This window comes from Pedobacter sp., from assembly GCF_046462515.1.
In the GTDB taxonomy this organism is placed as follows: Bacteria; Bacteroidota; Bacteroidia; order Sphingobacteriales; family Sphingobacteriaceae; genus Pedobacter.
The window spans coordinates 38,976-60,397 of the sequence record NZ_JBKGVD010000003.1 but is presented as its reverse complement, the minus strand read 5'-3'; the positions used below and the strand labels follow the sequence as shown (position 1 = coordinate 60,397).

The window sequence follows — 21,422 nt, the reverse complement described above, 5'->3', positions numbered from 1 at the left end:
TAATTTTTATCTATTTTTCTTATCGGTAGCAGAACTTACGGTTTTTACACTTTCTTTCTTTACCGGGGTATTTGCTTTTTGTTGCTTATTAGTATCTTCTTTGGTACTCTTTGTTACGGTTGTACCTGTTTTACCGTTATTTTTTTCTGTACTTGCAGCTATTTTTTGCTCATGGGCCTCAACCGTAGCCTTTTTGATTTCTTGTGCAATTGATACTTTTACTACAGAATCTATGGTTTGCTGTCTGTCCGCACTATTTGTCCCAATTACTTTTGCCTGTTCAAGCTTCTTAATAGAAACAGAATCTCTCCTTTCGCAAACTACTTGATTAACATATTTCAGGTTAATTGTTTTATAAGTGTTCCATCCTACTTTAGGCATAGCCTGTTTATAAAAAGCCATTAAATTGTTAAGCTTCGTATCTATATGATCTGCATTGCCTAAAATTATGCGCTGATTGCCTATTCTTGGCACCAGTTCAAAATCATTCTTATCATCTACATAAATCTGTTCAATCTGTGCATCCCACAGTGTATCGCTTTTTATATATAGGGCCGTTTTATACAAATCTTTAGCCAGATTAGTGAAAAGTGTATCTATCTTACCGCTAAAGCCTTCTAAAATGTTACCATTTGCTACCAAAACGTTGGCCGTAAAATTTGCAGATACAGGCATCTTTAAACCTTCTTTATCTATATAATAGTCCTGTCCGCCGGCATTGATCACCCTAAGCACAGGCTGGCGTTGCTTAATTTTAACATAAATTACACCATCCATATCTGCATATACTTTAGCAAATCCTATGTATGGATTGTCTTTAATGTCACGCTCGATACTGTGAATATTTATTTTTTCAAGCGATCTGCCCAATAGCTTACCTTCTTTATTAATGATCGCCTCTATTTCTTCTCTTTCAATAAAATTATCTGCTCCCGGAATTAATATCTGTACATCAATACATTTGGTACTTTGTTTCTTGGCGTCAATAAAACTCATTAATACCACAACCCCTGCCAGACAAACAAGCCAGGCAAATCCTTTAAAAATAGCTCTCCAATTTATATTTTTAAGCATTATTCAAGGTTTCTTTTAGCGGTTCAACCAAAGTATCAATATCACCTGCGCCAATGGTTAAAATTAACTCAGGTTTTTTATTTTTTATAAGACCGGCAACCAGATTTTTTCCACAAATCTGTTTGCTTTCTACCGTTATCTTATTTAAAAGCATTTCTGCCGTTATACCTTCGATAGGTAATTCTCTCGCGGGATAAATGTCTAACAATATTAAATCATCAACTGTGCTTAACACTTTTGCAAAATCATCCGCAAAATCACGGGTACGCGTAAACAGGTGCGGTTGAAATATTGCTGTTAATTTCTTTTCGGGGTACAGCTGACGTACAGCATCGAGACAGGCCCTGATCTCTTCGGGATGATGTGCATAATCATCTATATATACCTGCTTTTCTGTTTTAATAATAGTTTCAAACCTGCGTTTTACTCCTTTAAAATGGGCAACAGCTTTTTTAATCAAAGTAGGTTTAATACCCAAACTTAAAGCAACACCTATTGCGGCAGTTGCATTTTCTACATTATGTCTGCCAGGCATAGAAAGGGTAATATCTTTTATAGTTGTAAAGCCATCTTCAAAATCAAAAATAAAAACCCCGTTTACCACTCTGATGTTTACCGCTCTTAAAGCAGACTGTGATCCTGAACTGTAAGTAATGCCATGTAAAGGCAATCCTTCTCTAACAAATAGCTTTCCATCTTCTTTAATCTGGCCCACAAAAAGATGAAACGATTCTTGTAAATGAGTCGCATCTCCGTAAATATCCAAATGGTCGGCATCCATAGAGGTTACCACAGCAATATCAGGGTGAAGCGTTAGAAAGGATCTATCATATTCATCTGCTTCTACAACCAGAACATTATTTTTACCATAAAGTACATTACTGTTGTAATTGGTAGCAATACCACCCAAAAATGCTGTACAGCCATAACCTGTATGTGTAAGGATGTGCGCTATCATTGATGAAGTGGTTGTTTTACCATGCGTACCCGCCACAGCAATGCAAAACATGCCTCTACTAATGATGCCTAAAACTTCGGATCTTTTCTTAATAGAAAATCCTTTATCTCTAAAGAAATTCAAGACCTTAGAATCTTTAGGAATTGCTGGTGTATATACAATCAGTATTTCGGAATTTATTGCATTAAAATCATCCGGTATCTGAGCAATATCATCTGTATAAATAATATGGATTCCCTCTTCTTCCAATGCACGTGTTAAACTTGTTTGCGTTTTATCATATCCGCAAACCATACAGCCTCTTTTTGCAAAATAACGTGCAAGGGCACTCATACCGATGCCGCCGATACCTACAAAATAGACTTTTTTAATGTTTAACAACTCCATTTTACTTCTTCTATTCTTTTAATGCTTAACCAATTTTAATACCTGTTGAGCTATGATGGTGTCTGCATTGACCAATGCCATCTTACCTATATTCTTGCTAAGCGTTTCACATTTTTCACTATTATTTAACAAGCTCAGTGCTTCTTTTACTAAGGTGTCTTCTGCTGCACTATCTTTAATTATTACAGCCGCATTATTTTTAACCAAAGCCATGGCATTTTTGGTCTGGTGGTCTTCGGCCACATTTGGCGATGGAACCAAAACAACAGGTTTTTGAATAATGCAAAGTTCTGCGATGGTTCCTGCTCCAGCTCTGGATATAATTATATCTGCAGCTGCATAGGCCAGATCCATCTTATTTAAAAATTCCAAAATGCAAATATTAGGATGATAGTTTAAGCCTATTCTTTCTATCACACCATTGTAATAAAACTTACCTGTTTGCCATATCAACTGTACATCATTAGCTATAATCTCATCAAGATGTTTCTCAATACTTTTATTCAGTGTCCCTGCGCCTAAACTTCCTCCCGTTACCAATATGGTTTTCTTTAAGGGATTTAGCTTTAAAAGTTCTGCTCCGGCATGATGCTTTCCAGCAATCTCCACAACATCTCTACGCACCGGATTACCTGTTTTCAATATTTTATCTGCAGGAAAAAACTGTTCCATTCCATCAAATGCCACACAAATCTTTGAAGCATTTTTGCTTAGAAGCTTATTGGTTACACCGGCGAATGAGTTTTGTTCCTGTATCAGGTAAGGTATCTTTCTTGATGAAGCGGCGTATAATAACGGACCTGATGCATACCCACCTACACCAACTACTACATCCGGTTTAAATCGTTCTATGATCTTACCTGCTTTACGTACGCTTTCTATCACCTTAAATGGCAAAGTCAAGTTTCTCAGTACCGACCCTCTTTGTATCCCTCTAATATTTAAACCCTCAATTTCATAACCAGCAGCAGGAACTTTTTCCATTTCCATTTTGCCTTCTGCGCCAACAAAAAGAATTTCACACTGCGGCGATATTCTTTTCAATGCATTGGCAATGGCAATGGCGGGAAATATATGCCCGCCTGTGCCACCTCCAGATATGATAATTTTTGGGAAATTATTCATGTTATTAATTAAATTTTTAAATGATTTAATGACTAAATAAGTAAATGTTACTTTCTATCACCGGCAGTCTTTCTAAATAGCTACAATTTCCCCAGCCTCTTTCATTAAATCATTTATATCTTTTGTTATTATTCCTGACTCTACCAATATTTCCAACCAAAACCCTCGCCTCCTCTGTTTTAGGCAATGATTGAAAAAGCTTTATCGAACAAAGAACAAAGTTTTTTGTCCTGATTTTTAAAGCTGTAACGAAATCTATTTTATTATTCTCCATCGTTATCCAATCATTTTCTCATTTCATCATTTAAAACTTTGTTTAAGCCATTGCAGGTATTTCTCCTACAATTACCTTATTACTTTTTTCATTACTATTTTTCTCGCTTGTTTTTCCTTCATTCTCTTCTACATCTCTACTCACACTTAAAATAATGCCAAAAGCTATACTTGTAAAAATCATTGATGTACCTCCCATACTTACTAAAGGCAAAGGGACTCCAGTTACCGGGCCTAAGCCCACTGCAACAGCCATATTTGCAAAAGCCTGTATGGTTAAACTAAAGCTCAAACCAGCAGCCAGTAATGCGCCAAATGCTTTAGGACTTCTGGTAACGATACGCACACACCGATAAAGCAGAACCAGATAAAGGGTAACGATTGCTAAACCACCTATCGTACCATACTCCTCAATAATAATGGCAAAAATAAAATCAGAGTATGGGTGTGGTAAAAAATTCCTTTCGGTACTATTACCTGGTCCCTTACCAAAAAAACCACCTGTTGCTAATGCAATTTTTGCATGATCTGATTGGTATGTTTTATCAGAATGTTGTAATTCGGGATGAAAAAAAGCATTCATACGCGATTTGTAAGTTTCTCTCCTTGGCCCTAAAAACACTACAAACAGCAAAAGCACAAATCCTGCCGCGCATACGGTTAAAATTTGCTTTATACTAATACGCCCAATAATTAGCAATAAAATACTTACGCCAAATAACATCAAGGCTGTTGAAAGATTAGCCAATGCAATTAAAATAAATACTACACAAACCGAACCCATAATAGGTACGAAAGCCTTCTTAACATCTTTAATATTTTCTTGTTTACGGGTCAACATTCTAGCTAAAAAGGTAATCAGCGCAAGCTTAGCCAAATCTGATGTTTGAAAAGTAAGATTGATTACCGGAATTTTTACCCAACGTGATGCATCATTGATATTACTACCAAATATCAATGTATAAATAAGCAATGGTATGGTAATAATCATTAATACTTTAGAGATACCTGCGTAGTATTTGTAGTCGAGTAAGTGTGCTATATAAATCATAGCTATACCTAATAATACAAAAATCACATGCTTATAAAGTAGATATTTCTCTACCGTCACTCCTTTTTTATAGGCAATTGCTCCTGTAGCACTATATACCGCCATAACAGAGATCATGGATAACATGATTATAATTAACCATATCCATCTGTCTCCTTTGGTTTTCTCTAATAGTGTATTAATATTAAACATATTACAACTCCTTTACAGCTGCTTTAAATTGGTTTCCTCGATCTTCGTAATTCTTAAACAAATCAAAACTTGCACATGCTGGCGATAAAAGCACCGTACTTCCTTTTTTAGCTAAATGATAAGCTACTTGAACAGCTTCTGAAGCAGAAAACGTATTTACAATAACCTCTACATCTTCTTCAAATGCTTCATGAATTCGCTTATTGTCTTTACCCAAACATATAATAGCTTTCACCTTGCTTTTTACCAGATCCTTTAACATGGTATAGTCATTCCCTTTATCTACCCCCCCCATGATTAAAACGATGTCTGTATTTACACTTTCTAAGGCATACCAAGTAGAATTTACGTTGGTAGCTTTAGAATCATTGATATAAGCAACATCAGATATTTTGGCCACAAATTCTAACCTATGCTCAATATTCTTAAAGTTGCCCATACTCTCGCGAATAGATTCGTTACGCAACTCTAGAACTTTAGCTACAATACCCGATGCCATCGAGTTATAAATATTGTGTTTTCCCTGTAAAGCTAAATCGTTGATTGACATGGTAAATTCCTGGTTTAAGGTTGTGTTGATGTGTATTGTTTGGTTTTCTATATATGCTCCGGTTTCTACTTTTTTATGGATAGAAAAAGGATATTTTTTTGCTGCTACTTTAATTCGTTCCAACATATTTAAGGTTTCTGCATCGTCTGCACAGTAAATAAATGCATCATTAGATGTTTGATTTTGTGCAATACGCATTTTTGACAATGCATAATTCTCCAGTTTATAATCATAGCGGTCTAAATGATCCGGGGTTATATTTAACAATACCGCAATATCTGCCTTGAAACTGTACATATTGTCTAACATGAAACTTGAGATTTCAAGCACATACCAATCATATTCTTTCTCGGCTACCTGAGCGGAGAAACTTTGGCCAATATTTCCGGCTAATCCCACATTAATTCCTGCATTCTTCAAAATATGGTAGGTAAGCATTGTGGTTGTGGACTTACCATTTGAACCTGTAATACAAATTGTTTTTGCACTGGTATAGCGTTTGGCAAACTCAATTTCTGATATAACAGGAATATTTAGTTCATTTATTGCCTGTACAATAAAAGCTTTATCGGGAATACCTGGACTTTTGATTACTTCTGCAGCATTAAGAATTAAATCTGTGGTATGTTGATTTTCTTCAAATGGAATTTGTAAATCAGTAAGACTGGTTTTGTAAGCAGGTGCAACGGCACCAAAATCTGACACAAAAACATCAAAGCCTTGTTTTTTTGCCAGTTTAGCAGCTCCTACGCCGCTTTCGCCTGCTCCCAATATGACCACTCTTTTATTTTCCATTTAACGTAGTTTTAAGGTTACGAATGTGATTACCGCCAGTATAATTCCTACAATCCAGAAACGGGTTACAATCTTAGCTTCATGATAACCTTTTTTCTGGTAATGGTGATGTAATGGCGACATCAGGAAAATCCTTCTTCCTTCTCCAAATCTTTTCTTGGTATATTTAAAATAACTTACCTGCAGAGTTACCGATAACACTTCAACCAGAAAAACACCGCACATTACAGGAATCAGCAATTCTTTACGTATCATGATAGCAAAAACGGCAATGATACCACCAATGGTTAAGCTTCCAGTATCTCCCATAAAAATCTGAGCTGGATAAGAGTTGTACCACAGAAAACCTACGCATGCACCTACAAAAGCTCCGGCAAAAATAATCAGCTCGCCAGAGTTAGGTATGTACATGATATTGAGGTAATCGGCAATTACTGTATTACCTGATACATAAGCCAAAATACCCAAAGTTATCCCTATAATAGCTGATGTACCTGTTGCCAGGCCATCTATGCCATCGGTTAAGTTTGCTCCGTTTGAAACGGCCGTAACAATAATGATTACGAAAGCCAAAAACACGATAAATGCATATTTTTCATAGCCGGGACCTAAAAACTTAAGTACTTTGGCATAGTCAAACTCATTGTTTTTATAAAAAGGGACATTGGTTTTGGTTGATTTTACATCTTGTGTATAATAATAGTTCTGACCTTTTTGTCTCAACACCATAGGTGCTGCATTTTCTACTTTAGTGGTATCTACCTTTATGTTCTCATCAACCGTTTGTCTCACCACAATATTAGGGTGGAAATACATGGTTACACCAACTATAATAGCCAAACCAACTTGTCCTACTACTTTAAATCGTCCGGCAAGCCCTTCTTTGTTCTTTTTAAATACTTTGATATAGTCATCTAAGAACCCTATTGCTCCCATCCAAATGGTAGTTACAATCATCAGGATTACATAGATGTTGGTAATATTGGCAAATAAGATTGTTGGTATAAGAATGCCCATCAAAATCATGATACCTCCCATTGTAGGCGTACCTTGTTTTTGCATCTGACCTTCAAGGCCTAAATTTCTTACAGTTTCACCTACCTGCTTTTTATGCAAAAAATCGATGATTCTACGACCATAAACCGTTGTAATGATCAACGATAAAATAATAGCAAGCGATGACCTGAAAGTAAGGTACTGAAACAACCTTAATCCCGGAAAATCATAGTGTTTATGCAGATATTCAAATAATAAATATAACATCAGCTTTTGGGGTTTAGTTGTTCTCTTAAGATTTCTTTATCGTCAAAATGGTTTTTTACACCTTTTATTTCCTGGTATTTTTCATGTCCTTTGCCCGCCACCAGAATAATATCTCCAGGATTTGCTAAAAGACATGCTGTTTTTATCGCCTCTCGTCTATCAATAATACTGATTGTTTTACGTTGATTACTTGGTGATACACCCGCCTGCATATCCTCTATAATCGTTTGAGGATCTTCACTACGAGGGTTATCAGAAGTTAAAATCACTTTATCACTCCAATCACAGGCTACCTGTGCCATTACCGGACGTTTAGTTTTATCTCTATCGCCACCGCAACCTATTACAGTAATTACTTGCTCATTGCCTTTTCTCACGTCGGCAATAGTGCTCAGCACATTTTGTACGGCATCAGGTGTATGCGCATAATCCACAACACCTACTATTCCATTATTGGAAATCAGGTAATCAAACCTTCCTTCTGCACCGCTCAGATTACTTAATAACGTTAGCACCTTTAAGCTATCTTGTTCTAAAAGAACAGCAGTGCCGTATGCGGCCAAGAGATTGTAAGCATTAAAAGAGCCTACCATTTTAAAATAAACCTCTTTATGATCTATATCCAAATGAAGGCCGCTAAACTTATTTTCTATAACACGGGCATGAAAATCTGCCATTTGTTTTAAGGCATAAGTTTTTTTATAGGCTTTGGTATTTTGTAGCATTACCGTACCATTTCTATCGTCGATATTGGTAAGAGCAAAAGCAGATTTAGGTAATGAATCAAAAAAGCCTTTTTTAGCTTTCAGATAGTTATCAAACGTTTTGTGAAAATCTAAATGATCATGTGTAATATTTGAAAACACTCCTCCTGCAAAACTCAAACCACTTATGCGATGTTGCGCAACAGCATGTGAACTTACCTCCATAAAGCAATATTCACATCCTGCTTCTACCATATTGTTTAACAAACTGTTAAGTTCAATAGGGTTAGGCGTAGTATGACTGGCAGGTACAATGCGATCATTTACGTAATTCTGTACTGTAGAAATTAAACCTACCTTATAATTTAAAGCTTTAAAAAGCTGATAAAGCAGTGTGGTTATAGTAGTTTTACCATTTGTACCTGTTACGCCTACCAGTTTAATTTTCTGAGAAGGATTGTCGTAAAAGTTACACGCTGCAATACCTAATGCTTCGGCAGAATTTTCTACTTCTACCCATGTTACTGTGTCGTTTAAATTAACAGGCAAATTCTCAGCAACAATAACCGTAGCGCCGTTTGTTATAGCCTGATCAATAAAAAGATGTCCGTCTGCAGCAGTACCTTTAATCGCAAAAAATGAAGTGCCAGATTTAACCGTACGCGAATCAAAGGCAAGGCCAGACACTTGTTCTGTCGTGTTTCCTTTGATACTTTTAATCGAAATCCCGTAAAGTAAATCTTTTAACTCCATACTTAATTTATTATTGTAATTGTAACTCTACCACTAAGCCTTTTCCTATGCGTGAACCCGCCTGTATAGATTGTGCCACAACTTTACCACTTCCTTTTACTCTTGCTTTTAAACCCACATTTCCCAATAAAAACATAGCATCTTTTAATCCCATCCCATTTACATCAGGCATAACCCCTTTCTCCATTTCGGTATCATGGTAGGCCACACCATTGCTCGTATCTATTGAATTAAAATATTCTGATTTTGCTGCATATAGTGGTTTTATACCCAAAGCATTATACACTTTTTTTACCGCCTGACTTTGACCAGCCTTTGCTTCTGGCGGTTTGGTATTACCTACATAATGGGTCTTTACATCGGGTTTGTACATATCTATATCGCTTGCATAAATGCGATCTGCTATTTCTCTAAATACTGGCCCAGATACCAGAGCACCGTAATAAGCTCCTTTAGGGTCATTAATCACCACTATCATTGAATATTTAGGTTTTTCTGCAGGAAAATACCCAACAAACGATGCCTGATATTGTCGCTTAGCTTTATAGCCCAGATTATTATCTGCAACCTGCGCCGTACCGGTTTTACCCGCGATTTTATATAAAGGGTTGTAAACAATCTGCCTTCCGCTACCATTTGTTACTACCGCCTCCAACATTTCCTGCATTTTTTTAAGCGTTACATCAGAACAGATTTTCTCATTAATAATACGCGCCTTAAATTGCTCTATAGGGTTACCCAACCTTCTGATCTCTTTTACAAATATTGGCGCCAGATATTTACCATTGTTTGCAATAGCATTATAAAACGAAAGCATTTTCAAAGGTGTAAGTTGCATTTCATATCCGTAGGCCATTTGCGGCAAAGACATGTTTTTATTCCAACTTTTATTTTTAGGATTTTTAACTACCGGCTGTGCTTCTCCCGGTATTTGTAAGTTCATTTTTTCATTTAAATGCCAGTTATATAAATGATCAGTAAACTTAGATTGATTATCCTTATAATATTTATTAACCAAGGAAGCAATTGCAGCATTAGAAGATTGTTCAAAGGCTTTTTTAACTGTTACTACCCCAATGCTTCCATGCGAGTCTTTAATCACATGACCCGGTATAGGATATTCTCCTGTTGCAACCATGGTATTGGTATCTATATATTTATCTTCAAGTAAAGCCATATAAGATGCAGCTTTAAAAGTTGAACCAGGATCCTGGTTACCCGCAATAGCATAATTAAACTGCTCTTTATAAACACCTTGCTCTACACGGGTAAAATTAGCCACCGCTCTAACTTCCCCGGTAGCCACCTCCATGATAATTACAGCTCCATGATGCGCATCACTTTTAATTAATTGTTTTTCTAAAGCGCTTTGAGCCAGGTCTTGCATATTAATATCGATAGTAGAAATGATATCTGCACCATCTTTTGGCGCAACCTCCGCATCACTATTTACCGGGATCCACACTCCTCCACTAATCCGCTGCATTAATCTTTTACCAGATTCACCATTAATGTAATTACCATATGCCCCCTCTAAACCTACACCGTTCTTAACGTTCTCGTTCTTATACCCTATAGTTCTTGCAGCAAGTGCTTTAAAAGGCAGAATACGTCTGTTTTGTTGAATAGCCATTAAACCGCCCGAATGCTTACCTATATTATATAGAGGAAATTTTCTTATCTCTTTCAAGTCCTGATACGAAACCTTTCTTTTGATAAGCACATAGCGAGCACTGTCCTGCCTTGCTTTTCTTAAAAGCCTCGAATAATCTTTAGCGCTTTTGTCTTTAAAAAACTGAGCTAGTTTAAATGCAAGAGAATCAACTTTTGAATAAAACAGTTCGTTATCCTGTATGCCTCCGGCAAACATATCCATACGTAGTTCGTATTCAGGAACAGAGGTAGCCAGCAGACTGCCATCAACAGAATAAATATTACCTCGGGTAGCTTCAATATCAAACTCTCTAACCGATAAACTATCAGCCATAGCCCTCCATTTGTGCCCCTGTCTAAACTGAACATCACCAAGTCTTAATATTACAGCAAATGCAAAGAGCACAATAAGCCCAAAGGCCAAGTACACTCTCATTAATATGTTCGCTCTAATATTCATTTCTCGTTTTCAATTACAAGTTTTTGTGGCGGCTCTATCAGCTCTTTAATACCCAAAGTATCAACCTTTTTAGCCACCTCTGTCATTTTGCTCTTAAACATCAAATCAGCTTTAAGCGATTTGTATTCTGAGCTCAATTCTTTAACTTCTTTACTTAACTTATCTATTTCACGTATATTCTTAACCGCCATGTGGCTGTTTGCGATATAGACCATACCCAATACACACAAAAAGATAAGATAAGGCAACACACCTGTTGCTGTTTCTTTTGAAACTACACCCTCTACAAAGAGCTTTCTGAAAAAGACGGTTACCCCCCCTTCTTTAACCTCCTTATCCGCCACCTCTTCTCTTTCCACAATCTCCTCTTCAGGCTCCTCTGTTTTTATTTTGAATTGGTTACTCATAATTTCTCCCCAATTCGTAATTTAGCACTACGTGAACGCGTATTGTTTTTTAATTCTTCTGTCCCAGCCACAATGGCTTTTCTGGTTATAACCCGAAAGGGTTTTACATCATTTCCAAAAAAATCCTTATCCACTTCACCTTTAAATTTTCCTTTAGCGATATAATTTTTTACCGGCCGATCTTCCAAAGAATGATAAGAGATAACCACCAATCTACCTCCCTGCTTCAGAACCTCTGCACTCTGCTCTAAGAACCGCTCCAAAACCTCAAGCTCAGCATTCACCTCTATACGCAGAGCCTGAAAAACCTGCGCCATATATTTATTCTCTTTACCCTTAGGAATATGCGAAGCGATAACCTGTTTAAAATCACCTAATGTTTTAATCTCTTTTTCTAAGCGCGCCGTAACAATAGACCTCGCTAAAGATTTCGCATTTTTAACCTCTCCATATAAACCAAAGATGCGGTGCAGATCTTCTTCTGAATATGTATTTAAAACCTTAGCAGCCGTAAGCGAACGCTGCTGATCCATTCGCATATCCAAGTCAGCATCAAAACGTATCGAGAAACCTCTTTCTGCCTCATTAAACTGATGTGAAGAAACCCCCAGATCAGCCAAAATCCCATCAACCTGCCTGTACCCCAGCAAACGAAGATTATTTTTCAGGAAGCTAAAATTCTGATCAACAAATTTGAAACGAGGATCTTCTATTTTATTTCTTTGCGCATCCGGATCCTGATCAAAAGCTATCAACACCCCCTCTTTACCCAACCTATCCAATATAGCTCTTGAGTGTCCACCCCCACCAAAAGTCACATCAACATACACACCAGACGGATTGATATTCAAACCCTCCAAACACTCGTTTAGCAGCACCGGAACATGGTAATTATTTTCCATCTTCACCTCCTTTATTTTTTCCTCCCATAACCTCCTCAGCTAAAGCAGCAAAATTCTCAGGAACATCATCAAAAAGATTATCGTAAACCTTTTTATCCCAAACCTCAATTTTATCCAACTGACAAGCCAACACAATCTCAGCTTCTATCCCGGCATACTCCATTAAGGCCTTAGGCAACAACACCCTCCCCGCCGCATCCAAACTCAAAGGCATTGCCCCCCTTTGAAATGCACGCACAAACTCACGGTTTTTGCGCTCAAACATATTCAGCTTAGCAAGTTCAGCCACCGTTTCATCCCAAACCTTTTTAGGATAAATCACCAAGTTTTTCTCAAAACCTCTGTTTACAACCAACCCATCTCGCTCTACATCAAGCAATTGCTTCTTAAGCAAAACAGGCACCATAAGGCGTCCCTTTGCGTCAAGTTTACAATCAAATTCTCCGATGAGTTGGGTCATAATAGTAGCTACACTTTTTATGTAGTGTAAAATTAAACACTATCTACCACTTTTTACCACTTTTTACCACAAAAAAGTTTTCAACATACACTTTCTCCCACAAAAGCTTTATTTTTAACTTATTTTCATCATTTTTCAGGCATAAAAAAACGGAGCTCTGAAAATTCAGGGCTCCGTTTTTAGTAATTTTAATACCTTATATTATTGTTGTTGTATCGCTTTTACGCCTGGCAATTCCTTACCTTCCATATACTCCAAAAGCGCTCCGCCACCTGTAGAAACATAACTAACCTGATTTTCGAATCCAAACTTAGCAATAGCCGCAGCCGAATCTCCTCCCCCAATTAGCGAAAAAGCTCCGTTTTGAGTTGCAATCACTACCGCCTCGGCTACCGCTTTGGTTCCATGTTCAAAATTGCTCATTTCAAAAACACCCATAGGGCCATTCCACAATACTGTTTTAGAGTTTTTAATTACCTCACCAAAAATAGTTATGGTTTTTGGACCGATATCCAAACCCATCCAACCCGAAGGAATTTCTCCTGTTCCAGCTTCAGATTTTTGCGCATCATTATCAAATTTATCGGCAATTACCGTATCTATCGGCAAAACCAATTTCACTCCTTTGGCTTTAGCTTTTTCTATTAATTCCAAACAAAGTGATAATTTATCTTCTTCTAATAATGAATTACCAATTTCACCTCCTTGAGCTTTAGCAAAGGTATAGGCCATCCCACCCCCAACAATCAGATTATCAACCTTATCTAAAAGATTTTCTATAAGCAATATTTTGTCTGAAACTTTTGCTCCACCCATAATTGCTGTAAATGGCTTGCCGGCTCCTTTCAAGACTTTATCTGCATTTTCAATTTCTTGCGCCATTAGGTAACCAAAGTACTTCGCATTTGGAAAATATTTAGCCACAATGGTTGTAGAGGCATGCACCCTATGTGCTGTACCAAATGCATCATTTACATACACATCTGCCAAATCAGCTAATTGTTTAGCAAAATTTTCATCTCCTTTTTCTTCTTCTGCATGAAAACGCAAATTCTCTAATAGCAATACTTCTCCCGGAAACAAATTAGCAGCCATTTTTTGCGTTTCCTTACCAATACAATCGTTAGCAAATTTCACAGGGATATCCAGCATTCTTGACAGATCTCCTACAATATGCTTTAAAGAATACTTTGGATTAACGGCACCTTTAGGCCTTCCTAAATGAGACATCAATATTACTGAGCCACCGTCATTCAGAATTTTTTGAATGGTTGGAAGGGCTGCCCGCATTCTTTTATCATCAGTAATATTAAAATCAGTATCTAAAGGCACATTGAAATCTACCCTCACCAATGCTTTTTTGTCTTTAAAATTGTATTGATCTACAGTATTCATATTTTATTCTAAGTTTAATATCATTTTATAATGAGGTTTTATCTGCTGAATCTCAAATTAATCTAAGATAATTTCGAAGCCTAAATCCTGAAAATCTCAACCATAATTAAGGCTCATCTTCTTTAAAACATCTATCAATCTGTTTGAATAGCCCGATTCGTTATCATACCAACCTACTACTTTCACTAAATTACCTACCACTGATGTAAGCTGGGCATCAAACACGCAAGAATACGGATTATTAATAATATCCACTGAAACTATAGGGTCTTCTGTATAATACAAAACATTCTTAAGTGATGTTTGTGCCGCTATTTTAAAAGCTTTATTAATTTCCTGAACCGACGTCGTTTTTTTTAAGGTACAGGTAAAATCGGTTAACGATCCGTTTAAAACCGGAACCCTTATACCGGCCCCTCCTAATTTACCTTCAAGTTCAGGAAAGACATAGGTAATGGCCTTAGCGGCTCCTGTTGTAGTGGGTATAATTGAAGAACTCGCAGCCCTGGCTCTTCTCAGATCTTTATGAGGCGCATCATGCAAATTTTGATCTCCCGTCATAGAATGAACAGTAGTGATATAACCATCATTAATTCCCCAATTATCGTTTAATATTTTAACTAATGGCGCTACATTATTAGTTGTACAACTGGCGTTGGAAATAATAGGCGATGTAAAATCAATCGTGTTTTCATTTACACCAAAAACCACCATAGGAATATCGCCATTACCTGCAGGGGCCGATATCAGCACCTGTTTAGCGCCAGCTAACAAATGTTTTTCTGCCCCTTCTTTATCAGCAAACTTTCCTGTGCTTTCTAAAACAACATCAATATTTAATGTCTTCCATGGAAGTAAAGCAGGGTCTTTCTGAGCTATTACTTTGATTTTCTTACCATTAATAATTAAACTATCTGAAGTATAAGCAACTTCTCCATCAAATCCCCCGTGAACAGAATCATATTTAAAAAGATGAGACAGTGTTTTTGGCTCTGTTAAATCATTAATAACTAAAACATCCACTTGATGTTTTAAGGCATTTCTTAAAAAAGTCCGGCCAATTCTACCAAATCCATTTATAGCTAAATTCATAACACAAAGCTACTTATTTAAGTATAAACGATTTATTTTTTTTCTAAATAATGAAAGTTATATTGCATTGATTGTGTCTTTTAAAAACACATCTGCCAAAGTGTAGTTCTTAGATCTTTTTTTACCTTTTAAATAGGTTAAAGCAATATTAAATATCACACAAATTCCAATCTGCAGCAGAATAAGAACAAAATTTCCAAGCTTTTGCAACAATAACGTAGACAATATAGTAAGCAGGTTAAATGCAACTAACAAAACAACAACTCGTTTATGATCAAGCCCATATCTCAAAAGACGATGATGAATATGATTTCTGTCGCCCTTAAAAGGTGATCTTTTATTAATAACACGTATAAAAAATATCCTCAACGAATCGAAAACCGGAATAATTAATATAGCTACAGCAACTGCCGGTGCAGAAAAAACTATAGGGTGAGGATTTATACCAATCTTATTTAGCTCTATGAATTTAACGGCCAGAACTACAGATACCACCCCGATAATTAACGAACCCGTATCGCCCATAAAAATTTTTGCAGGCGAAAAATTAAAAAATAAAAAACCGACGATTGAGCCTAATAAAGCAAAAGAGATAAATGCATAAGCCATTTCTCCCGCTAAGGCAAACAAAAAGCCAAAACTGAAACATACAATAGCTCCGATCGTACCCGCAAGCCCATCAACACCATCTATTAAATTAAAAGCGTTAATGATAAAAATAATCAGCGCAATAGAAAACAACCCACCTGCAAGAGGATGAACATTCCAAAGCCCGAATACACCATATAAACTACTTAATCTAAATCCGCCAAATATAACAAGGATAAATGCCACCAATATTTGAAGCAGGAATTTGGTACGAGCGCCCACACCATATATATCATCTTTAATACCTACAGCAAATAGTATAATGCATGAACTTAATAAAAAATTAGCTTCCTGGTAATTAACCACATTGGCAAACATTAATACTGTTATGGTAAAGGCACAGAAGATACCTATACCTCCTAAACGGGATATATCGTGCTTGTGTTCCTTACGGTGTAAGTCTGATTTATCAAAGATATTAAGCTTGTTGGCTGCATGTATAATTGAAGGGATAACACTTACCACTACCACAAATGACAAAACAATTACAGCCACGTAATACGCCAGTGGGTAGTCTATAAATAGTTGTTTTAACATGTTGAGCAGTAAGGTTTAAGCGGTCAAAAATAAAAGTTATTTACAACATTTAATGTTAAATTACAAAATAAACAATTTAACATTAGGCTGGCTATACTTATTTTTAAGTATTTACGTTATAAAAACTGCTTTATTTTTCTCACTTTTTTTAGCACAAGGGTAAGCAGAGCAGTTTTCACTTGGTTATGCTTTAGAGCTTTGTAATCATTTAGAAAAGCCTTATATCGTTGAGACATATTTCTATTGCTCATCCCTCCTGTACGCATATTAACCATTAGTTTATTGAGGTATTGTACATCGATACGGTTTTTATAAAGCAACCGCAGCATTAATTCATAATCAGCCGCAGAGCCAAAGGCTAATGAGTAAGAGCCATAAGTCTGAAAAACTGAACGTTTTAGATACAATGTAGGATGTGCCGGCATCCAGCCCCATGCCAGGTCTTTTGGATTGGAAGATGTGGACTTCCATTTCCTTGTAACCTTTTGCGTATTATTTTTATCAACATAATTCAGATCGCCGTATACTCCATCGGTATTAGTTTCTCTAAATAAGTTTACTACGGCAGAGATTACATCTTTTCCCGCCAGCATATCATCAGCATTTAAAATCCCCACAATTTCTCCCGTAGCCATTTTTATGCCTTTGTTTAAGGCATCGTACATACCTTTATCAGGTTCTGAAATTAAAATGCTAATCTGTTCTTTGTATTGTTGGGCTATTTCAAAACTGTCATCGGTTGAGTTTCCGTCTATCAATATATATTCAATGTTTTTATAATCCTGTTCAATTACTGATTCGATACAGTATTGAAGATATTGCCGGGCATTATAAACCACTGTTATAATTGTAATCTTCATAATGAAAGCCACCTAAATTTCCTTAAGAGCGGCTGTAAAACTAAGGATTAATTCAAAGAAAGCCAACATAATATAACGCGTACTGTTTTTAAAAATTTCCTTATAAATTATAAAAAAGTAGTATTTTGCGAACTATTTCAAACAAATGATACACAACAGATTATTAAGAAGAATTTTTATTGTAAACCTGTTTTGTCTGTTTTTTTTAAGCTCATGTTCATTTAAAAATAGGTTAGCTATTTTAAAGACACCTTTTGATGCCGATACAATTAAAAATGTAATGGTTGTCAATGATAACAACGAAACGGAAACCATCTATAATCTTATTAAGCCCGAAGATGAGCTGGCCATTAGGAACTACCAGAATATGGACCTAATTACCAAACCATTAACAGGAACTACCAATATATACCAAGGCAATTATATTACTTATAAGGTTAATCAGAACGGTGAAGTGAGCATGCCCAAAATAGGATGGATAAAAGTAGCCGGATTAACCAGAAATCAGGCTGCCAAACGCATACAACAAGCATACGAAAAAGATGAACTCAATGCTCCTTTAATTGACGTTCGCATTGTAAATGCTTATATTGTTCTATTAGGTGAGGTTGGTAAGCAGGGCAAATATATTATAGATCGTGAAGATTATGAACTAATTGATTTGTTAGGAGATGCGGGTGGGTTATTACCAAGCGCAAACCGTAAGATGGTTCGTATTTTTAGAGGAAATAGAGAAAATCCGGAAATTATTTTAGTTAATCTGAATGATTACGATTTTATTAAAAACCCTAAATTAAAATTAAAAGCAAAGGATATTGTGTATGTAGAGCCAAGAAGTGCTTTTGCGAACAGTCAAAATCTTCAATCTTACAATCTCTTCATACAGACAGGTTTAATCATTATTAACACTTTACTTATCATTTATAATCTCGCTAAATAATGGAACAGGTGCCAAACAAACAGGTTCAACAGGAGATTGATTACGTAAAGATTTTAAAAATAGTATTCAGTCGCTGGTATTGGGTAGCCAGTACCATTATTATAGCACTGCTTATTGCTTATGTTTATTTATGGTATACTCCTGATAAATATAGTACTTCTGCTTCATTAAAATTTGAAGAAAAACGTTCTGAAATATCTGAGCTTTTAAATGTAAGGAATATATATGACCGTACAAATAAAATGCAGTCTGAGCAGTTTGTAATTCGTTCAAGACCCGTATTAATCAATGCCATCTCTAATATTGATTACAAAATATCTTTTTTTCTGAAAGGCCGTGTAAGAACCACTGATATTTATCCTCAGAAACCTTTAAAGATCGATATTATCGAGCAGGATAGCCTAGGCTTTACGCGTTCTTTATTTGATTATGAAGCCATATCCCGTGATAAATTCACTTTAACTTATACGAATAACAACAAAGAGATTACCAAAACCTATTCTACTAATCAAATTGTTAGTGTTCCGGGCATTAAGTTTAAAATCACTAACAGCACTTATAACGAAAAAAGCAACTCTGTTTATCAATTTAAGTTTAACGGCAAGAACGATTTTTTAGGCCGGATTAACAGGGGCCTAAACATGAGTGAGACTAAAGGTACCAATATCTTAAGCCTTAGTCAGACAGATATCAACCCGTTTTTCGCTACCGATATTTTAAATGCTGTTTTAAGAGCTTACGTAGATTACGATAGAAACCAAAAAACCGTTTCTGCAACCCAGACGATACGCTTTATTGATACTCTTCAGTACAATATGTCTAAAGTGGTTAAATCATCGGGAACAGATCTTGAACAATATAAAATCAATAATAAAATGCTTGACATCTCTACGACTAGTACAGATGTAATGAATAAGCTGACCAAACTTGAAACCGACAAAAGTACATTGGCTCTTGAAGGGATTTTTATTGCTCAGTTAGAAAAGGAGATTGTAAACAACAAAAATGCCAATGTTATAAACAATAACTTACAAGGCATTACAGATCCTATGTTAGAGGGCTTGTTACAACAGTATAATATACTTTTGCAGAAAAAAGAAGAGGCTTTACTTACTTATAAACCTTCTTCAGATTTTGTAAGCCAGCTAGATAAACAAATATTAGAAGTAAAATCAGCTTTTGTAACCAATGCCCGCAATCAAAGGCAAAAGAATGATCGTTCAATTGCATTCCTTGACCAGCAAATAGCTGGGATTAAACAAACGTTTAATACTATTCCAAAAGCCGAACGTGATCTGATCAATCTACAATCTAATTTTGAGATCAATCAAAAAGTATATAGTTATCTTTCTGAGAAAAAATTAGAGGCACAAATCAGTAAAGCAGCTGTAACATCAGGGGCTACAATTGTAGATTTTGCTCAGATCAATACGCATGCTATAGAGCCTGTGCCTCAAAAGATATACATCAATGCTTTAATTATCGGATTATTAGCTGGCATTGGTCTTATTTTTATTGTACGCATGCTTAATCCTTACATATATGATAAGGAAACTATCGAAAGTCTTACCAATATTCCTATTATTGGTGTGATTAGAAAATATCAGGATAAAATAGATGAGGATAATAAACAAATCTTATCCATAAAAAATCCTAAGTCTTTGTTTGCAGAGTCTGTACGTTCTGTACGTACAAACCTGAGCTTTTTAGCCGCTGATAAAAAGAACAAAGTAGTTTGTATCACTTCTGAAATTTCTGGTGAAGGTAAATCATTTACGACTGTAAACTTAGCCAGTACTTTATGCTTAATCGACAAGAAAGTAATTATCATCGCTGCCGATTTAAGAAAATCTAAATTGCACCATACTTTTAAGGTAGATAATTTAAAAGGTTTAAGCTCTTATCTCTCAAATCAAACAGAACTAAGTAATGTACTCTTTAAAACAGAGATAGAGGGTCTTAGTTTTATTCCGGCAGGCCCTGTTCCCCCAAACCCATCTGAATTACTTTATTCGGATAAAATGAAAGATCTTCTTGCACAACTTACACAAGAATATGATTTTGTTTTTATAGACTCTGCCCCCGTTGGTCTCGTATCTGATGCGGTTCCTTTAATCAGAATGGCAGACATTAACCTATTTGTTATCCGTTCAGGCGTATCCAGATATCATTCAGCTTCTGTTCCTGAAAGATTATCTAAAGAGTTTAACTTATCGAATATTGCTATTATATTAAATGCTTTTGATAATGATATTTTACATAGCAGATATTATACAACCAATTATAGTGGCAGTTATTATGCCAACTATTATTATTACTCTGATTACTCATTGAAATCAGGTAAAAATGGTTATTACAGTGATGAATCACATAAGAAATGGTGGGAATTTTGGAAAAAATAATCAATCATGATAGATAATTCTTATAAATGGTACCCTGTTTATACCAAGTCCAGAGCAGAAAAAAAAGCCTATCAAGAATTGCAAAAGAAAAACATTACGTGCTATTTACCTTTAAGAAGAGAGCTTAGGCAATGGAGTGACCGTAAAAAATGGGTAGAAGAACCTTTATTTAAATCATACGTCTTTGTACACATATCCAGCAAAGAATACCCTGAAGTTTTAATGACGCAAGGCATTAGCCGATTTGTATATTTCTCAGGCAAAATTGCTTCAATGCCCCAAAAACAAATTGAGGATTTAAAGTTACTACTGGCTAACGGCGATGATCTCGAAATTATTGAACATGAAATTGAACCCGGCGAAAGGGTTCTAGTTAATGCAGGGCCTTTTAAAGGTATGATAGCTGAACTTATATCTATAAAAAACAAAAGAAGCTTGGTCTTAAAATTAGAAGCTTTAGGTTACGCAATACATATCAATACTTCTATGGCATATATTGAACCATTAGCATAGTATTGAAAATGCATAAGGAGAAATCTTT

The 21,422-nt window shown here is 35.9% G+C and carries 18 protein-coding genes; 3 read left to right on the top strand and 15 right to left on the bottom strand.

The window, feature by feature from the left end; all coding sequences use genetic code 11:
- Positions 1–6 precede the first annotated feature (6 nt).
- From ACLHG9_RS02965 to ACLHG9_RS02895, 15 genes are all read right to left on the bottom strand, one after another.
- Positions 7–1,074, bottom strand: a complete 1,068-nt coding sequence (locus ACLHG9_RS02965; protein WP_410220036.1) for a cell division protein FtsQ/DivIB — start codon at positions 1,072–1,074, stop codon at positions 7–9.
- Entirely contained in the window at positions 1,067–2,419 is a 1,353-nt protein-coding gene (gene murC, locus ACLHG9_RS02960) for a UDP-N-acetylmuramate--L-alanine ligase (RefSeq protein WP_410220035.1), read from the bottom strand. Before murC ends, ACLHG9_RS02965 begins: the two co-directional genes overlap by 8 nt.
- 18 nt (positions 2,420–2,437) lie before the next feature.
- Positions 2,438–3,544: an undecaprenyldiphospho-muramoylpentapeptide beta-N-acetylglucosaminyltransferase gene (gene murG / locus ACLHG9_RS02955; protein WP_410220034.1), complete on the bottom strand. Its 1,107-nt coding sequence runs from the start codon at positions 3,542–3,544 to the stop codon at positions 2,438–2,440.
- Between the two features lie 316 nt (positions 3,545–3,860).
- Positions 3,861–5,060: an FtsW/RodA/SpoVE family cell cycle protein gene (locus ACLHG9_RS02950; protein WP_410220033.1), complete on the bottom strand. Its 1,200-nt coding sequence runs from the start codon at positions 5,058–5,060 to the stop codon at positions 3,861–3,863.
- 1 nt (position 5,061) lies between these two features.
- The gene (gene murD / locus ACLHG9_RS02945) at positions 5,062–6,405 is read right to left on the bottom strand and encodes a UDP-N-acetylmuramoyl-L-alanine--D-glutamate ligase (protein ID WP_410220032.1); all 1,344 of its coding nucleotides are present in this window, start codon (positions 6,403–6,405) and stop codon (positions 5,062–5,064) included.
- Positions 6,406–7,668 carry a phospho-N-acetylmuramoyl-pentapeptide-transferase gene (gene mraY, locus ACLHG9_RS02940; protein ID WP_410220031.1) on the bottom strand — a complete coding sequence of 421 codons (1,263 nt, stop codon included), beginning with the start codon at positions 7,666–7,668 and terminating at the stop codon, positions 6,406–6,408.
- Positions 7,668–9,125: a UDP-N-acetylmuramoyl-L-alanyl-D-glutamate--2,6-diaminopimelate ligase gene (locus ACLHG9_RS02935; RefSeq protein WP_410220030.1), complete on the bottom strand. Its 1,458-nt coding sequence runs from the start codon at positions 9,123–9,125 to the stop codon at positions 7,668–7,670. The genes mraY and ACLHG9_RS02935 overlap by 1 nt, the downstream gene beginning before the upstream one ends.
- A gap of 10 nt (positions 9,126–9,135) precedes the next feature.
- Positions 9,136–11,238 carry a penicillin-binding protein gene (locus ACLHG9_RS02930; protein ID WP_410220029.1) on the bottom strand — a complete coding sequence of 701 codons (2,103 nt, stop codon included), beginning with the start codon at positions 11,236–11,238 and terminating at the stop codon, positions 9,136–9,138.
- Positions 11,235–11,645 carry an FtsL-like putative cell division protein gene (locus ACLHG9_RS02925; protein WP_410220028.1) on the bottom strand — a complete coding sequence of 137 codons (411 nt, stop codon included), beginning with the start codon at positions 11,643–11,645 and terminating at the stop codon, positions 11,235–11,237. The genes ACLHG9_RS02930 and ACLHG9_RS02925 overlap by 4 nt, the downstream gene beginning before the upstream one ends.
- On the bottom strand, positions 11,642–12,547 hold the full coding sequence (gene rsmH / locus ACLHG9_RS02920) for a 16S rRNA (cytosine(1402)-N(4))-methyltransferase RsmH (RefSeq protein ID WP_410220027.1): 906 nt from the start codon (positions 12,545–12,547) through the stop codon (positions 11,642–11,644). The genes ACLHG9_RS02925 and rsmH overlap by 4 nt, the downstream gene beginning before the upstream one ends.
- Positions 12,537–13,007 carry a division/cell wall cluster transcriptional repressor MraZ gene (gene mraZ, locus ACLHG9_RS02915; RefSeq protein ID WP_243360917.1) on the bottom strand — a complete coding sequence of 157 codons (471 nt, stop codon included), beginning with the start codon at positions 13,005–13,007 and terminating at the stop codon, positions 12,537–12,539. Before mraZ ends, rsmH begins: the two co-directional genes overlap by 11 nt.
- Positions 13,008–13,208: 201 nt before the next feature.
- On the bottom strand, positions 13,209–14,402 hold the full coding sequence (locus tag ACLHG9_RS02910) for a phosphoglycerate kinase (RefSeq protein ID WP_410220026.1): 1,194 nt from the start codon (positions 14,400–14,402) through the stop codon (positions 13,209–13,211).
- Between the two features lie 96 nt (positions 14,403–14,498).
- On the bottom strand, positions 14,499–15,494 hold the full coding sequence (gene gap / locus ACLHG9_RS02905) for a type I glyceraldehyde-3-phosphate dehydrogenase (RefSeq protein ID WP_410220025.1): 996 nt from the start codon (positions 15,492–15,494) through the stop codon (positions 14,499–14,501).
- 57 nt (positions 15,495–15,551) lie between these two features.
- On the bottom strand, positions 15,552–16,679 hold the full coding sequence (locus ACLHG9_RS02900; RefSeq protein ID WP_410220024.1) for an MraY family glycosyltransferase: 1,128 nt from the start codon (positions 16,677–16,679) through the stop codon (positions 15,552–15,554).
- Positions 16,680–16,795: 116 nt separating this feature from the next.
- Positions 16,796–17,539 carry a glycosyltransferase family 2 protein gene (locus tag ACLHG9_RS02895; protein ID WP_410220023.1) on the bottom strand — a complete coding sequence of 248 codons (744 nt, stop codon included), beginning with the start codon at positions 17,537–17,539 and terminating at the stop codon, positions 16,796–16,798.
- A 145-nt stretch (positions 17,540–17,684) separates the two neighbouring features.
- Between ACLHG9_RS02895 and ACLHG9_RS02890 the strand changes: the two genes are divergently transcribed.
- From ACLHG9_RS02890 to ACLHG9_RS02880, 3 genes are read left to right on the top strand one after another with little or no spacing between them, the layout of a single operon-like run.
- The gene (locus ACLHG9_RS02890) at positions 17,685–18,479 is read left to right on the top strand and encodes a polysaccharide biosynthesis/export family protein (protein WP_410220022.1); all 795 of its coding nucleotides are present in this window, start codon (positions 17,685–17,687) and stop codon (positions 18,477–18,479) included.
- Positions 18,479–20,881, top strand: coding sequence for a GumC family protein (locus ACLHG9_RS02885; protein ID WP_410220021.1), 2,403 nt, complete (start codon positions 18,479–18,481; stop codon positions 20,879–20,881). The genes ACLHG9_RS02890 and ACLHG9_RS02885 overlap by 1 nt, the downstream gene beginning before the upstream one ends.
- A 6-nt stretch (positions 20,882–20,887) precedes the next feature.
- On the top strand, positions 20,888–21,394 hold the full coding sequence (locus ACLHG9_RS02880; RefSeq protein ID WP_410220020.1) for a UpxY family transcription antiterminator: 507 nt from the start codon (positions 20,888–20,890) through the stop codon (positions 21,392–21,394).
- Positions 21,395–21,422: the final 28 nt, after the last annotated feature.

What these genes read in the sequence shown, in the direction of transcription:
- ACLHG9_RS02965 (WP_410220036.1), bottom strand. Translation starts at nt 1,074, where the DNA reads ATGCTTAAAAATATAAATTGGAGAGCTATTTTTAAAGGATTTGCCTGG.
- murC (WP_410220035.1), bottom strand. Translation starts at nt 2,419, where the DNA reads ATGGAGTTGTTAAACATTAAAAAAGTCTATTTTGTAGGTATCGGCGGC.
- murG (WP_410220034.1), bottom strand. Translation starts at nt 3,544, where the DNA reads ATGAATAATTTCCCAAAAATTATCATATCTGGAGGTGGCACAGGCGGG.
- ACLHG9_RS02950 (WP_410220033.1), bottom strand. Translation starts at nt 5,060, where the DNA reads ATGTTTAATATTAATACACTATTAGAGAAAACCAAAGGAGACAGATGG.
- murD (WP_410220032.1), bottom strand. Translation starts at nt 6,405, where the DNA reads ATGGAAAATAAAAGAGTGGTCATATTGGGAGCAGGCGAAAGCGGCGTA.
- mraY (WP_410220031.1), bottom strand. Translation starts at nt 7,668, where the DNA reads ATGTTATATTTATTATTTGAATATCTGCATAAACACTATGATTTTCCG.
- ACLHG9_RS02935 (WP_410220030.1), bottom strand. Translation starts at nt 9,125, where the DNA reads ATGGAGTTAAAAGATTTACTTTACGGGATTTCGATTAAAAGTATCAAA.
- ACLHG9_RS02930 (WP_410220029.1), bottom strand. Translation starts at nt 11,238, where the DNA reads ATGAATATTAGAGCGAACATATTAATGAGAGTGTACTTGGCCTTTGGG.
- ACLHG9_RS02925 (WP_410220028.1), bottom strand. Translation starts at nt 11,645, where the DNA reads ATGAGTAACCAATTCAAAATAAAAACAGAGGAGCCTGAAGAGGAGATT.
- rsmH (WP_410220027.1), bottom strand. Translation starts at nt 12,547, where the DNA reads ATGGAAAATAATTACCATGTTCCGGTGCTGCTAAACGAGTGTTTGGAG.
- mraZ (WP_243360917.1), bottom strand. Translation starts at nt 13,007, where the DNA reads ATGACCCAACTCATCGGAGAATTTGATTGTAAACTTGACGCAAAGGGA.
- ACLHG9_RS02910 (WP_410220026.1), bottom strand. Translation starts at nt 14,402, where the DNA reads ATGAATACTGTAGATCAATACAATTTTAAAGACAAAAAAGCATTGGTG.
- gap (WP_410220025.1), bottom strand. Translation starts at nt 15,494, where the DNA reads ATGAATTTAGCTATAAATGGATTTGGTAGAATTGGCCGGACTTTTTTA.
- ACLHG9_RS02900 (WP_410220024.1), bottom strand. Translation starts at nt 16,679, where the DNA reads ATGTTAAAACAACTATTTATAGACTACCCACTGGCGTATTACGTGGCT.
- ACLHG9_RS02895 (WP_410220023.1), bottom strand. Translation starts at nt 17,539, where the DNA reads ATGAAGATTACAATTATAACAGTGGTTTATAATGCCCGGCAATATCTT.
- ACLHG9_RS02890 (WP_410220022.1), top strand. Translation starts at nt 17,685, where the DNA reads ATGATACACAACAGATTATTAAGAAGAATTTTTATTGTAAACCTGTTT.
- ACLHG9_RS02885 (WP_410220021.1), top strand. Translation starts at nt 18,479, where the DNA reads ATGGAACAGGTGCCAAACAAACAGGTTCAACAGGAGATTGATTACGTA.
- ACLHG9_RS02880 (WP_410220020.1), top strand. Translation starts at nt 20,888, where the DNA reads ATGATAGATAATTCTTATAAATGGTACCCTGTTTATACCAAGTCCAGA.